The sequence below is a fragment of the Erwinia aphidicola genome, assembly GCF_014773485.1.
In the GTDB taxonomy this organism is placed as follows: Bacteria; Pseudomonadota; Gammaproteobacteria; order Enterobacterales; family Enterobacteriaceae; genus Erwinia; species Erwinia aphidicola.
Genome location: NZ_JACXBP010000001.1, coordinates 494401 through 508751 on the forward strand (window position 1 = coordinate 494401; position 14351 = coordinate 508751).

General features: G+C 57.2%; 11 protein-coding genes. 4 read left to right on the forward strand and 7 right to left on the reverse strand.

From position 1 onward, the window contains the following. Positions 1-77: 77 nt before the first annotated feature. The 5 genes from ID864_RS02345 to ID864_RS02365 form a co-directional block, all read right to left on the reverse strand. Complete coding sequence (locus tag ID864_RS02345; protein ID WP_099753925.1) at positions 78-2432, reverse strand: GNAT family N-acetyltransferase; 2355 nt, start codon at positions 2430-2432, stop codon at positions 78-80. Position 2433: 1 nt separating this feature from the next. Beyond that, entirely contained in the window at positions 2434-3723 is a 1290-nt protein-coding gene (locus tag ID864_RS02350) for a lysine N(6)-hydroxylase/L-ornithine N(5)-oxygenase family protein (RefSeq protein ID WP_224750359.1), read from the reverse strand. Next, complete coding sequence (locus ID864_RS02355) at positions 3716-5257, reverse strand: pyridoxal phosphate-dependent decarboxylase family protein (RefSeq protein ID WP_191149350.1); 1542 nt, start codon at positions 5255-5257, stop codon at positions 3716-3718. Before ID864_RS02355 ends, ID864_RS02350 begins: the two co-directional genes overlap by 8 nt. A gap of 434 nt (positions 5258-5691) precedes the next feature. Next, on the reverse strand, positions 5692-7134 hold the full coding sequence (gene pyk, locus ID864_RS02360; RefSeq protein ID WP_048915836.1) for a pyruvate kinase: 1443 nt from the start codon (positions 7132-7134) through the stop codon (positions 5692-5694). Positions 7135-7262: 128 nt separating this feature from the next. After that, positions 7263-8135 (reverse strand): MurR/RpiR family transcriptional regulator, encoded by an 873-nt coding sequence (locus ID864_RS02365; RefSeq protein ID WP_048915837.1) that lies wholly within the window; start codon positions 8133-8135, stop codon positions 7263-7265. Positions 8136-8521: 386 nt separating this feature from the next. Here ID864_RS02365 and zwf point away from each other — a divergent pair, with 386 nt between their 5' ends. Beyond that, complete coding sequence (zwf, locus tag ID864_RS02370) at positions 8522-9997, forward strand: glucose-6-phosphate dehydrogenase (RefSeq protein WP_048915838.1); 1476 nt, start codon at positions 8522-8524, stop codon at positions 9995-9997. A gap of 225 nt (positions 9998-10222) precedes the next feature. After that, entirely contained in the window at positions 10223-10861 is a 639-nt protein-coding gene (locus tag ID864_RS02375; protein ID WP_048915839.1) for a bifunctional 4-hydroxy-2-oxoglutarate aldolase/2-dehydro-3-deoxy-phosphogluconate aldolase, read from the forward strand. A gap of 59 nt (positions 10862-10920) precedes the next feature. Here the strand turns inward: ID864_RS02375 and purT are convergent, their stop codons facing one another. Continuing rightward, positions 10921-12099, reverse strand: coding sequence for a formate-dependent phosphoribosylglycinamide formyltransferase (gene purT, locus ID864_RS02380; RefSeq protein ID WP_191149351.1), 1179 nt, complete (start codon positions 12097-12099; stop codon positions 10921-10923). 138 nt (positions 12100-12237) lie between these two features. On the opposite strand from purT, the gene ID864_RS02385 reads away from it, so the two are divergent. After that, positions 12238-12534 (forward strand): YebG family protein, encoded by a 297-nt coding sequence (locus tag ID864_RS02385; protein WP_099755035.1) that lies wholly within the window; start codon positions 12238-12240, stop codon positions 12532-12534. Between the two features lie 59 nt (positions 12535-12593). On the opposite strand, the gene ID864_RS02390 is transcribed toward ID864_RS02385, so the two are convergent. Next, the gene (locus ID864_RS02390) at positions 12594-13406 is read right to left on the reverse strand and encodes a sugar phosphate isomerase/epimerase family protein (RefSeq protein ID WP_191149352.1); all 813 of its coding nucleotides are present in this window, start codon (positions 13404-13406) and stop codon (positions 12594-12596) included. A 170-nt stretch (positions 13407-13576) separates the two neighbouring features. On the opposite strand from ID864_RS02390, the gene ID864_RS02395 reads away from it, so the two are divergent. Further along, on the forward strand, positions 13577-14227 hold the full coding sequence (locus tag ID864_RS02395) for a tellurite resistance TerB family protein (RefSeq protein ID WP_048915843.1): 651 nt from the start codon (positions 13577-13579) through the stop codon (positions 14225-14227). Positions 14228-14351: the final 124 nt, after the last annotated feature.

Sequence of the window (14351 nt, forward strand, 5' to 3'; positions counted from 1 at the left end):
AGTAAAAAAAGCGCGGCCGCCTGAGCGACCGCGCTAACATACCGCATTTTTACCTGATAACACTGCACAATTATGAATTATCTAAAACGGGCAATCGGATTGTGCAATACGCCGGAAAACTTCAGGTTCTCTGCCGGATCGGCCAGATTGATCATCTGCTGGTTGTTCGCCAGCTGCAGGCGGTTAAGGCAGGAGCGCTGGAACGTTTCGGCAAACAGATCGTAGCGCGCAAACTTGCGGGCAAACTGTGGATGCGCCTGCTGATACTCCTGCACGCAGTGAGCCACGGCCTGCCAGAAACGCGCTTCGGGTAGCGTGCCGGACTGGTCGAGAATGGCGCTGACGAAGCGGAAGATGCAGTCGAAGACGTCGGTGAAGATCGACAGCAGCTTTAGCGGTTCCGGCACGTCCACTGCCAGGCGCTGCACGTTATCCGGCAGCTCGGCATCCGGGTTCATCACCGCAATCTCTTCGCCGATATCTTTCATATAGGCGCTGACCGGAATATTGTTCTGCAGCAGCAGGATCAGGTTCTCGCCGTGCGGCATAAACACCAGGTCGTGCTGATAGAAGCAGTGCAGTAGCGGGCTGAGGTAGCAGCGCAGATAGCGCGCGACCCAGTCGGCCGCGTCGAGGCCTGAATCGGCAATCAGCGCAGGCAGCAGCGGCTGCTGGTTGGCATCAAGGTGCAGGAATGACGCCATGGTCATCAGCCGCTGGCCGGGCTGCAGCTGTGCCATCGGGTTATCGCGCCACAGGGCGGCAAACATCTTCTTGTAGGCCGAGTCGCCGCTGATGGCCTGCTCGTAATAGCGGTTGTGATAGCCGATAGCCGCCACTTCGCGCAGGATGCGGAAATCGCACTGCTGCAGCCAGCTGTCATTTTTCACCAGCTCTGCCAGCCAGTGATTGATCGCCGGGGTGGTCGCCATATAGTACGGCGACAGGCCGCGCATAAAGCCCATGTTCAGCACCGACAGCGCGGTTTTGACGTAGCGTTTCGTCGGCTGGCTGCGGTTGAAGAAGGTGCGGATCGACTGCTGTGCCTGGTAAACATCATCCCCCGCTCCCAGCCAGATAATATCGCGGGCGGCAATATCGGCGGCGAACACCGTCAGCAGCTTGTTGTACCACTGCCACGGATGGACCGGCATCAGCAGATAGTCCTGCTGCGCCACGCCCAGATTATCGAGCTGCTGATGGAAGGCGGCCAGGGTAGTATCGCCCAGCTCATCGCGCATCAGCTGCTGATACTCCAGCTCATCCAGGCTGGCAAAGTGCGCATTGCGGCGATGCACCGCAACCCAGATCAGATTGATCGGCGCGGCGGCTTCCGGTGCATAGGCCAGGTAATCACGGGCATCAAAACCGATGCGGCCATTGTTGGCGACAAAGCAGGGATGGCCTTCGCTCATGGCGGCTTCTACCGTCTGGAAATCGGCGCGAACCAGTTCGGCGCTGCTGAGGCTGTTTTTTTGCAGCTTGAAGACCGAGCTGCACAGCGTGCTGGTGATCTCCTCCATGTAGGTCGCCAGCAGGTTGGGTGGAATACCGATCTGCTGATTGAACTCGACGATAAACTGCAGCGCATCCAGCGGCAGCGGCGCGCCGTTGTTCAGCTTTTGCAGCGACTGTTCGTCGATTGCCCAGTGATCGAGCGCCATGCGCCGGGCGCGGAACTGATATTCGCACTCGCTGGCCGGAACGGGCAGGCGATAGCGGTCATCGCCCAGCGCCTGCGGCGTGATAATCAGCTCGTGTGAGAACTCGGCAATGGCTTTGCGCAGCAGCAGGCGGTTAGCCTGTTCCCAGTGGGGACCGGGCAGATGGCTGCCGCTCAGCAGCGGGGAAGGGGTGGTCATGGTCAGGGTCTCCTGTTGCAGTGCCTGTTGGTAATCTTCGCGCTGGCAAAACGCCAGCCACGCGGTTTTGTGCCCCATATCAATCTGGTGCTGGTACTGGAAGCCGGCACGCTTATTTAGCGGGTGGATCCTGGCGTTATTTACATCCGGTTCGACCACCACGCGCTGGACCTCAGGGCGACTGAACATAAAGTCCATCACCACGGTAAACACCTGCCAGCTGAACTGCGGACGCGGCTGAGTAGCGGGGGCGATGAGGATGTGCATCCCGTAGTCGCCGTCGCGCGCCGGATAATACTTACCGACTTCATCGCGCTGCGCCTGATAGCACTCGATGAGAAACACCGGTTCGCCGTCGCAGCAGCCAACCAGCGCTGCGTGCGGATCGCTGGCGGTCAGCTGCTGATAAAACTGGCTGACCTGCTCCAGCGTGTCCTGCTGCATGCCCCAGAAGCGGGCGTAGTCGCGCGTTACCCAGCTGTGGATTACGGCGGCATCTTCAGGCTGCAGCGGGCGCAGCGAGAACGCTCCCGCCGGACGTGAGGTGGTGAAAATAGCGGATGACAACATATTACTGCTCCTCGCAGGCGGGGAAGGTCTGGAAGGCGATGCGGCGCTCAACGGGATAGACTTCCCGCCCGGTCAGTTCGCGGATCAGCACCGAGTTGCGGTAGCACGCCATGCCGAGGTCCGGGGTGACAAAGCCGTGGGTATGCAGCTCTGCGTTCTGCACAAACACCTGATTGTTGCGGTCGATACTGTAGTTACGCTGCACGTCGTAGCGGCCTTTATCATCCCAGCGCAGCCGCTGGGCGATCCCCTCAATAAACTGCGGCGGCTGATAGTGATAGCCAGTCGCCATGACGATGCCCTCGCTGCGGCGCGTGTAGCTGCGGTCCTGCTCCTGCTGATGCAGCGTTAGCTCAAATCCGCCCTGCGGCAGCCAGCGCAGAGCGGTGAGGGCCGAGTGGGTAAACAGATTGACGTCAAGCGCACCGTCCAGCTGCTTAACGTACATCAGGTCATAAATCGCGTTAATCAGCTCGCTGTTGATGCCTTTATAGAGGTTCTTATGCTGGGCGTTGAGGCTATCGCGCTTCTCCGCAGGCAGCTGGTGGAAGTAATCCACCCACTCCGGCGAGGTCATCTCCAGCGTCAGCTTGCTGTACTCCAGCGGGTAGAAGCGCGGGGCGCGGGTCACCCAGTTGAGCTGGTAGCCAAATTTATCGATGTCGCCAAGCAGGTCATAGTAGATCTCCGCCGCGCTCTGGCCGCTGCCGAGTACGGTAATCGAACGCTTCTGCTGCAGCTGGGCTTTGTTCACCAGGTACTGGCTGGAGTGCGTCAGACGCTGCTGATGCGGCTTGCTGCACTCCGGTAGCCAGGCCTGCGGGCCGGTGCCCAACACCAGGCGGCGCGTCAGCCACTGCTGGCGCTCCCCGCTGCGGCTGTCGTGGCTGCGCACGCGGTAGCACTGCAGCGGCTCATCCCAGCTGACGTCATCAACCCGGCTGTTCCAGCGCAGATTAGTCAGCTGAGCGGCGGCCCACTGGCAGTAGAGGTTGTACTCTTTGCGCATCAGGAAGAAATCTTCGCGGATGTAAAATGAGTAAATCTTGCCCTGCTGCTTCATGTAGTTGAGCAGGCTGAAGCGGCTGGTGGGGTCAGCCAGCGTTACCAGGTCGGCCATAAACGGCGTCTGCAGATGCGCGCTCTCCAGCATCATGCCGGTGTGCCAGTCGAAGCCGGGATTCTGATCGAGGAAGAGGCCATCGAGATCCTCCAGCGGCTCGGTCAGGCAGGCAAGGCTGAGGTTGAACGGTCCGATGCCAATGCCGATAAAATCGTAAATTTTACTCATGATGCTGGCCTCCTGTGCGCGGCTGGCTGAGCAGCTCGCGCCCGTAATGAACGATAAGCGCGAGGGTATCCTGCAGGTCAGCGAGGGTGGTATTGGGGTTGAGCAGGGTGATTTTCAGATACTGACGGCCATCCACTTTGGTTCCGGCGACCACGGCATTGCCAGAGCGGAACAGCGCCTTGCGCACCCCGGTATTCAGCTCATCGAGCTGCGCATCGCTGTAGCCTGCTTTCGGCACCAGACGAAACACCTGAGTGGTCAGTTCGGGGGCGTGCAGCACCTCCATCACCGGGTGATCGCGCAGCAGCTGGTGCGTCTGCTGACAGCGCTCCAGCAGGCCGTCAAATGCGCTGCCGAGCGTTTCTGCGCCCATAATGCGCAGCGTCAGCCACATTTTCAGCGCGTCGAAGCGGCGGGTGGTTTGAATGCTTTTATTCACCAGATTTGGCGTGCCTTCCTGCTGCGCGCTGAGCGGGTTCAGGTAGTCGGCGTGATGCGTGACGTGGCGCAGATGGCGTTTATCGCGCACCATGAAGGCGCCGCAGCTGACGGTCTGGAAGAAGGATTTGTGATAATCCACCGTCACCGAGTCCGCCAGTTCAATGCCCTCCAGCCGCTCGCGGTGCAGGTTTGACACCAGCAGCCCGCAGCCGTAGGCAGCGTCGACGTGCATCCATAGCCCGTAGCGGCGGCTGAGTGCGGCAATGGCGGGCAGGGGATCAATACTGCCAAAATCGGTGGTGCCGCTGGTGGCGACCACGGCAATCGGGATTAATCCCTGCTGCAGACAGGCTTCAATCTCGCGCTGCAGCTCCCCGGCATCCATACGGAACTTGTCATCGTGCGCCACTGGGATCACCGCGTCGTAGCCTAATCCCAGCAGCGCTGCGGATTTTTGAATGCTGAAGTGGCTGAGGCCGGAAGTGAAAATGCGCCATTTACTGGCGTCGGCAGGCAGCCCGTTCTGCTTGATGGTGCGCCCGGGATGGCTGCGCTCGTACCCGCTGTCACGCGCCAGCAGCATCGCCATCAGGTTTGACTGCGTGCCGCCGCTGGTGAAAATGCCGTCGGCGCTGGCGGGCAGGCCACAGCGTTTCAGCGTCCAGTCAATCACCTTCTGCTCGATCAGCGTAGCGCCTGCGCTCTGGTCCCAGGTATCCACCGAGCTGTTCACGGCGGCCATCAGCTGTTCGGCCAGCAGGGAAGGGAGCACCACCGGACAGTTGAGGTGGGCAATGTATTTGGGATGGTGGAACCACACGGCGTCCTTAAGCCACAGCTGCTGGAGTTCAGCCAGCGCAGACTCTTCGTCAGCCAGTGGCCGGTCAAGGTCGACGCTGGCGAACGCCGGTGCCAGCTCATGCGGCAGGATGCCGCTAAAGGGTTTTTCTACATTGTGGAAGGTACTGGCAATCAGCGCGACTGCCCGCTCCGTCTGGCGGGAGTACGCTTGCAGCTGCGCATCATTGAAAATGAATTTTTCCGCGGGCAGAGATGGCGCCTCTGACTGTGCGGTTTGCGAACGAAAGACCATACCCGTCACCTTATTTTTTGCGTAAGAAGCCCAGCCGTCATATTTTCCTGACAGCACGATCCGCCTGACGCGCTGCGTCAGTTCAGTATGTTTAATGTTTTTTGCCGGTTACTGTTTTCCGGTCAATAGGTTAAAGCGTGGGTTTTAGCGATGTAAGGTAATAAAACTCCTTTCAGTGGGGTTTAAACCGCTGTTAATGCCGTAGTAAAAGTGTGAATGAGATTATAAATAGTAATTATTATCATTCAATAGGATTAATGTGACAAAGATTGCATAAGCAAAGCTAATATCATGAGTGTGATGTAAGTCACAAAAAAGAGGTTTTATAGGTGAAAAATATTCTGGAAGAGGAGATAAAAGGGAAAGCTGGCGGCATGATTGCCGGAAGAAAGGTGAGAAAAGATTGGGCCTGAGCGGCCCAATCCTATTGCGGATTACTCGACGCGCAGTACGCGGCTGGTATTGGTGGTGCCAGTGGTGCTCATCACATCACCCTGAGTGACGATGACAAGATCGCCCGACATCAGGAAACCTTTTTCACGCAGCAGGTTAATGGCGTCGTGCGCTGCCGCTACGCCATCATTGTTGCTGTCAAAGAACACTGGCGTCACGCCGCGATAGAGCGCGGTCAGGTTCAGCGTGCGCTCGTGGCGCGACATGGCGAAGATCGGCAGGCCGGAGGTGATACGCGAGGTCATCAGTGCAGTACGACCGGATTCGGTCATAGTGATAATTGCGGTAACGCCCTGCAGATGGTTGGCGGCATACATCGCCGACATGGCAATCGCTTCTTCGATGTTGTCGAACTGCACGTCGAGGCGGTGCTTGGAGACGTTAATGCTGGGGATTTTCTCCGCGCCCAGGCACACTTTCGCCATTGCTGAAACGGTTTCCGCCGGATACTGTCCCGCTGCGGTTTCGGCCGACAGCATCACGGCATCGGTGCCGTCCAGTACGGCGTTCGCCACGTCCATCACCTCTGCACGGGTAGGCATTGGGTTAGTGATCATCGATTCCATCATCTGGGTCGCGGTGATCACGGAGCGGTTGAGCTGGCGCGCACGACGGATCAGCGCTTTCTGAATACCCACCAGTTCCGGATCGCCGATTTCAACCCCCAGATCCCCCCTGGCGACCATGACCACATCAGAGGCGAGAATGATGTCATCCATCGCTTCCTGGCTGGCAACGGCTTCGGCACGCTCAACTTTGGAGACGATTTTCGCTTCGCAGCCCGCTTCACGCGCCAGGCGGCGCGCATAGTTCAGGTCTTCTCCGCAGCGCGGGAAGGAGACGGCAAGGTAATCAACGCCGATTTTGGCTGCGGTCAGAATGTCAGCCTTATCTTTTTCCGTCAGCGCTTCAGCAGACAGGCCGCCGCCGAGCTTGTTGATGCCTTTATTATTAGAAAGCGGGCCGCCAACGGTCACTTCGGTAAACACCTTCATGCCCTGGACTTCCAGCACTTTCAGCTGCACGCGACCATCATCCAGCAGCAGAATATCCCCTGGAACCACGTCAGCCGGCAGGCCTTTATAGTCAATACCGACTTTTTCACGGTCGCCTTCACCTTTACCGAGGCTGGCATCCAGCAGGAAGCGTTCGCCGATATTCAGGAACACTTTGCCCTCTTTGAAGGTTGAAACACGAATTTTAGGGCCCTGAAGGTCACCCAGAATCGCCACATGCCGCCCCAGCTTAGCCGCAATTTCACGCACTTTATCTGCACGCATCTGGTGATCTTCTGCTGTGCCATGTGAGAAGTTCAGACGAACGACATTGGCGCCCGCCGCGATGACTTTTTCAAGGTTGTTATCGCGATCGGTGGCGGGCCCCAAAGTGGTTACGATCTTGGTTCTTCTGAGACGTCTTGACATGTATAACTCCGTTGACTTTGAGTGTGGTGTTGCGGGAGCAAGCACTACTTAGGCTGTATCTCTAGTTATATGATATGGGCCAGATGAATTCGACCCTTTACCGTCGTTACTGATTAAAAAACGGTTAATTACTGGCGCGTCAGAGCAGAAATCAGGCTCTCTTTCTCGAAGCGTGAATCCTTGAGGGCTTCTTTCACCCGCTTCAGGTTATCGCGAAATTTCGCCCCGCGCCGCAGGGTGAAACCGGTGGCCAGAACGTCAATCAGGGTGAGCTGCGCCAGTCTGGAAACCATTGGCATATAGATATCGGTGTCTTCGGGAACGTCCAGCGTCAGAGCCAGTGTGGCCTCGCGGGCAAGTGGCGAGCCGGGAGAGGTGATAGCCAGCACGGTGGCATCATTTTCACGGGCCAGCATTGCCAGTTCGACCATACTTTTGGTGCGCCCGGTATGGGAGATCAGCACCATCACATCGCCTTCACCGCTGTTCATACAGCTCATGCGCTGCATCACAATATCATCTGAATAGATGACGGGGACATTGAAGCGAAAAAATTTATTCATCGCATCGTGCGCGACAGCGGCGGATGCGCCCAGGCCAAAAAAGGCGATTTTCTTCGACTGGGTGAGCAGATCGACCGCGCGATTGACGGCATTAACGTCCAGACTCTGTTTCACCCGGTCGAGACCGGCCATCGCCGATTCGAAAATTTTGCCGGAATAGGACTCGACGCTGTCATCCTGTTCAACATTACGGCTGACATAGGGCGTGCCGTTTGCCAGGCTTTGAGCCAGCTGGAGTTTAAAATCTGGAAAACCGTTGGCATCCAGACGGTGGCAGAAGCGATTAACCGTCGGTTCGCTGACGCCGGCTGCACGTGCCAGCAGCGCAATGCTGGAGTGCATCGCGGTGGCCGGGGAGGCGAGGATCACTTCTGCCACCTTGCGTTCGGATTTGCTCAAATTTTCCAGTTGTAACTGAATTTTTTCCAGCATATTCATATTGCTACCCGCTCATACATTCTGACGATTTCAATCAAAGGAGAAATCGATGTCATTTTGTAGAGAATATACAATGCGCTACAGGCCCGGTGTCAGTAGCATAACGACAATACTTTACATTTTTTGCCAGAGTTTGAGCTGTGTCTGATTTTCACAACTGTAATAACAGTAACAAAAATGTCGAAAAATTACGCACAAACTGAGTGCCACCCCCTGAGGTTTGTCACTAAATTAGGCATTGGTTGAATACATTGTGCCTGAGTGCGTCCGGCTGGTTTACGCGGACCGGGCAAAAGCAGTACATTGTATTGAAACAAAATTACAATAAGAGTCTGTCTGACTACGGAATTTTAGGGACAGGCTAATCCTGCAACGAGGAGAATGAAATGGCGGTTACACAAACAGCCCAGGCATGCGATCTGGTCATTTTCGGTGCCAAAGGCGACCTTGCACGCCGGAAACTGTTGCCCTCACTGTACCAATTAGAAAAAGCCGGTCAGATCCATGAGGACTCCCGCATCATCGGCGTTGGCCGCGCTGAGTGGGATAAAGCAGCCTATACCAAGGTGGTGCGTGAAGCGCTGGAAACCTTCATGAAGGAGAAAATCGACGAAGCGCTGTGGGATAAGCTCAGCAACCGCCTCGATTTCTGCAACCTGGATGTGAACGACAGCAGTCATTTCCCCCGCCTCGGTAAGATGCTGGACCAGAAAAAACGCGTCACTATCAACTATTTCGCTATGCCACCAAGCACTTTCGGCGCGATCTGTAAAGGGCTGGGCACTGCCAAGCTGAATGCGCACCCGGCGCGCGTAGTGATGGAAAAACCGCTGGGCACCTCGCTGGCGACCTCGCAGGAAATTAACGATCAGGTCGGTGAGTACTTCGACGAGAGCCAGGTTTTCCGTATCGACCACTACCTCGGTAAAGAGACGGTGCTTAACCTGCTGGCGCTGCGTTTTGCTAACTCGCTGTTTGCCTCCAACTGGGATAACCGCACCATCGACCACGTGCAGATTACCGTGGCCGAAGAAGTGGGAATCGAAGGCCGCTGGGGTTACTTTGACCAGGCTGGCCAGATGCGCGATATGATCCAGAACCACCTGCTGCAGGTTCTGACCATGGTGGCGATGTCACCGCCGGCGGACCTCTCTGCCGACCGTATCCGCGATGAAAAAGTGAAAGTGCTGCGCTCCCTGCGCCGTATTGACCACACCAACGTGCGTGAAAAAACCGTGCGTGGCCAATACACGTCCGGCTTCGTGCAGGGCAAAAAAGTGCCTGGCTACCTGGAAGAAGAGGGAGCGAACAAAACCAGCACCACGGAAAGCTTCGTCTCTATCCGCGTGGATATCGACGACTGGCGCTGGGCGGGCGTGCCGTTCTACCTGCGTACCGGTAAGCGTCTGCCGACCAAATGTTCTGAAGTGGTGGTCTACTTCAAGAATCCGGCGCTGAACCTGTTCAAAGATACCTGGCAGGAGCTGCCGCAGAACAAACTGACCATTCGCCTGCAGCCGGATGAAGGCATGGATATTCAGATCCTGAATAAAGTGCCAGGCCTGGACCACAAGCACAACCTGCAGACTACCAAGCTGGATCTGAGCTTCTCAGAAACCTTCAACCAGTCGCACCTGGCAGATGCCTATGAGCGCCTGCTGCTGGAAACCATGCGCGGTATTCAGGCACTGTTCGTGCGCCGTGATGAAGTGGAAGAGGCGTGGAAGTGGGTCGACTCGATTATGGATGCCTGGGCTGCCGATAAAGAAGCGCCTAAGCCTTATCAGGCGGGCACCTGGGGGCCGGTGGCTTCCGTCGCGATGATCACCCGCGATGGTCGCTCATGGAATGAATTCGAGTAGTTCATGCCTGAACAGTAAAACCCGCTTCGGCGGGTTTTTTTATGGTCAAAATTCAGATTCATTAAAAATGAACCTCCATTTTAAAAATGATCAGGTGGCATAGACGCCTGCGGGCTTTCTCCTGTATGGTAGAGCACGCAATCATATTCCTGACGCTGTAGGCGTCACTTTTGCCTGCAACGATCCGCCAGGACGGAAGGCAGGCCCGACAGGAGAAGGTCACAGATGAGTCACTGGAAAACAAGCGCAGAACAGATCCTCACCACCGGCCCGGTCGTTCCGGTTATCGTAGTCAACAAGCTGGAGCACGCGGTACCGATGGCGAAAGCGCTGGTGGCGGGCGGCGTGCGCGTGCTGGAAGTGACGCTGCGTACTCCCTGTGCGATGGATGCCCTGAAAGCGATGGTGCGTGAAGTGCCAGAGGCGATTGTCGGTGCAGGGACGGTGTTAAACGCACAGCAGCTGCAGGAAGTGACCGATGCTGGCGCGCAGTTTATTATCAGCCCGGGGCTGACTGAACCGCTGCTGAAGGCGGCCGTTGCCGGCTCTGTGCCGCTGATCCCCGGCATCAGTACCGTGTCTGAGCTGATGACCGGTCTTGACTATGGCCTGCGCGAATTTAAGTTCTTCCCGGCGGAAGCTAACGGCGGCGTGAAAGCCCTGCAGGCGATTGGCGGCCCGTTCCCGCAGGTGCGTTTCTGCCCGACGGGCGGGATCTCTCCGGCAAACTATCGCGACTATCTGGCGCTGAAAAGCGTGCTCTGCATCGGTGGTTCCTGGTTGGTGCCCGCCGACGCGCTGGAAGCAGGGGATTATGAGCGTATTACCCAGCTGGCGCGCGAAGCGGTGGCGGGTGCACGTTAAGCGAGCAGAGATGAAAAAAGGGCGCTGATATCAGCGCCCTGAGTTTTACCGCCTGCCAATTACCCGCTGACTTTAACCTGAGCAGCCGCTGCGACGGCACGCTGTACCGCATCATCAATATCATGACCGGTGGCCAGCGCCACGCCCAGCCGACGCTTACCCTGAATTTCCGGCTTGCCAAACAGGCGCAGCTGTAAACCCGCCCCGAGTGCTGCTGTCAGATTGCCAAACTGCACGTTAGTGCTGTCCAGTTCTGGCAGGATCACTGCCGATGCCGCCGGACCGTACTGACGAATGCCGCCAACGGGCAGGCCAAGGAACGCACGCACGTGCAGCGCGAACTCGGAAACATCCTGCGAAATCAGCGTGACCATTCCGGTATCGTGCGGGCGCGGGGAGACTTCGCTAAACACCACCTCATCACCACAGACAAACAGCTCCACGCCAAACAGGCCGCGACCGCCAAGGGCGGTAACCACTTTCTGCGCAATATCCTGCGCGCGCTGCAGAGCCAGTTCGCTCATCTGCTGCGGCTGCCAGGATTCGCGGTAGTCACCATCTTCCTGACGGTGGCCGATGGGCGCACAGAAGTGGATACCGTCAACCGCATTAATAGTCAGCAGCGTAATTTCAAAATCAAACTTCACCACGCCTTCAACGATGACGCGGCCCGCGCCGGCACGGCCACCCTGCTGGGCATATTCCCAGGCGGCATCCAGCTGCGAGGCTGTGCGAATAAAGCTCTGACCCTTGCCGGAGGAGCTCATGACGGGCTTGACGATGCACGGGAAGCCAATCTCATCAGCCGCTGCGAGAAAGGCTTCACGGCTGTCGGCGAACTGGTAGGTTGAGGTAGGCAGCGCCAGCTCTTCTGCCGCCAGGCGGCGGATACCTTCGCGATTCATGGTCAGCTTAGCCGCGCGGGCGGTGGGCACCACGTGCTGGCCCTGTTTTTCCAGCTCGATCAGCATATCGGTGGCAATCGCTTCGATTTCCGGCACCACAAAGTCCGGTTTCTCCTGGGCGACCAGCGCAGCCAGCGCGGCGCCATCCAGCATGTTGATAACATGACTTCGGTGCGCAACGTGCATTGCCGGGGCATCTGCGTAACGGTCAACGGCGATAACTTCCACGCCCAGACGCTGGCACTCCAGCGCCACCTCTTTGCCCAGTTCACCAGATCCTAACAGCATTACGCGGGTTGCTGCAGGGCGCAGCGCGGTTCCAAGAGTCGTCATAATCTCTACCTGAATGGATTAAAAAAACGCGCGCAGTATAAACGAAAACGTTTGCGTATTCATCCGGCAGTTTGCACTTGAGTCAAAAAAGCGCCGCTGCTATACTGTATAAAAATACAGTTAAACGGGACGAAAATCATGGCTGTTGAGATCAAATACGTTGTCGTCAGAAAAGGTGAGGAAAAGATGACATTTGCCAGCAAGAAAGAAGCCGATGCCTACGACAAGATGCTCGACATGGCGGAAGTGTTCTCTGACTGGCTGAGCGCCAGCCCGCTGGAGATAGACGAGCAGCAGGGCGAGGCGCTTGGCCTCTACCTGGCCGAGAATAAAGATGCGCTGCAGCAGATCCTGCGCACCGGCAAGCTGCCGGAAGAGAGCAGCGCGGCCGACGGCAGCGAAGACGCCGCCGAAGGCAAACTGCGCGCGGTTTAACCTGCCCTGTAGGGGTCAGGCATGCCTGACCCTGGCCCCTGGGGACGCATGCTTCAACCTTACAGTACGCTACGCAGGGCATTCATTGCCGCTGCTGCCGTAGCAAACGGATCGGCCGCCTTACGCCGATCGTTAAACACCTCCAGTCCTATTGGCCCGCGGTAGTCAATCCTCTGCAAATGGCCCAGTAAATCCTCCAGCGGATAATGGCCCTCTCCCGGCAGCAGGCGCTGATGACGGGCGACATCAACCAGACTGCCATCTTCCGGCTGCTTGTCGAGGTCGGAGAGCTGCACCAGATAAATTTTGTCTGCCGGAATACCCGCCAAATCTTCAACGCTGCGCTGGCGTACAAATATATGAAAGGCATCAACGACCAGCCCCAGGTTGGGCGCATCGATGCGCTTCACCAGCTGCCAGGCGGCGGCGGTGTTATTGATCTGCTGGCTCCAGGCCATCGCTTCATACGCCACGCGTAATCCCCGCCCGGCGGCCTGCGCCACCAGCCAGCGCAGATCGTCTTCCACCCGTTCAGCCTGGCAGCGCGCATGGGTTGAGGCGGGAACCAGTACGGTAGATGCCCCCAGCTGCTGTGCCGTGGTCATCATCCGCAGGGCTTCCTGGCGCTTGCTGTCGCGCAGATCGTCCGGTGCCCCGTCAAAGTCCAGCAGAACCTGGTAATCGGTCAGACCAAGCGAGCGCGAACGGCATAACGCCGTCAGAGTTTCCACGCCACCTTCTGCTGCCTCAACATCCTGCTGCCACAATTCAACCTGAGCGAAACCTGCCTGGGCAGCGGCTGCAAGCTTCTCCTGCGGGTTGCCCCCTAACAGTACGGTATTGATAAAGAGTGGATTGGTTGAAAATCTCATGTGGCTCCTTAAGCTGTTTTCCCCTGGCCTTTTAAAATAGGAACAAATTACCGTCTCCACCAGCAGGGGAACGGTAACAAACAGTGAAAATTTTAGCGCCTTTTCATGCTTTGACGTTTCCTGACGCGGGGTCACCTATTGTGGTGTTTTCTGGCAATGAAGGAGTGAGTATGAGCAACTGGCTGCAACAGATTCAGACGGTATTAGGCAAAGCGGGTAAATCGTCCGGTGGTGAAGGCCTGAGCAAGATGCTGGCGCCCGGGGCACTCGGCGGGCTGGCTGGATTACTGATTGCCAGTAAGTCATCGCGTGGATTGCTGGCTAAATACGGTAAAAATGCGCTAATCATTGGCGGCAGCGCCGCCGCAGGTGCCGTGCTGTGGAATAAATATAAGCAGCGCGTCAGCGAAACGCATCAGGATGAGCCGCAGTTCGGCCAGCAGAGCACGCCGGTCGATCGCCGCGCTGAACGACTGATTGAAGCGCTGGTGTTCGCGGCAAAAAGCGACGGGCATATTGATGCAGAAGAGCGCAAAGCCATCGATCAGCATATTCACCAGTCGGGATTGGGCACGCAGGCCGAGCAGATTGTTCAGCGCGCCATCGACCGGCCACTGGACCCGAATACGCTGGCTGCGGATGTGAAAAATGAAGAGGAAGCGCTGGAAGTCTATTTCCTCAGCAATCTGGTGATCGACGTCGACCACTTTATGGAGCGCAGCTACCTGCAGGCGCTGGGCGATGCGTTGAAAATCCCCGCCGACGTGCGGCAGTCGATTGAAACGGACATCCGCGCCGAAAAACAAAAACTTCCTGCCTGAACCTGAAGGCGGTGAAGTTATCGCCTTTCAGCTCATCCCCCGTGCTGATTGCCAGATTGTTCGCCATAACCCCTTGGCAATCAGCCGGGTTGCTGCCAACCTTACAGACAGACACAGCAACCGC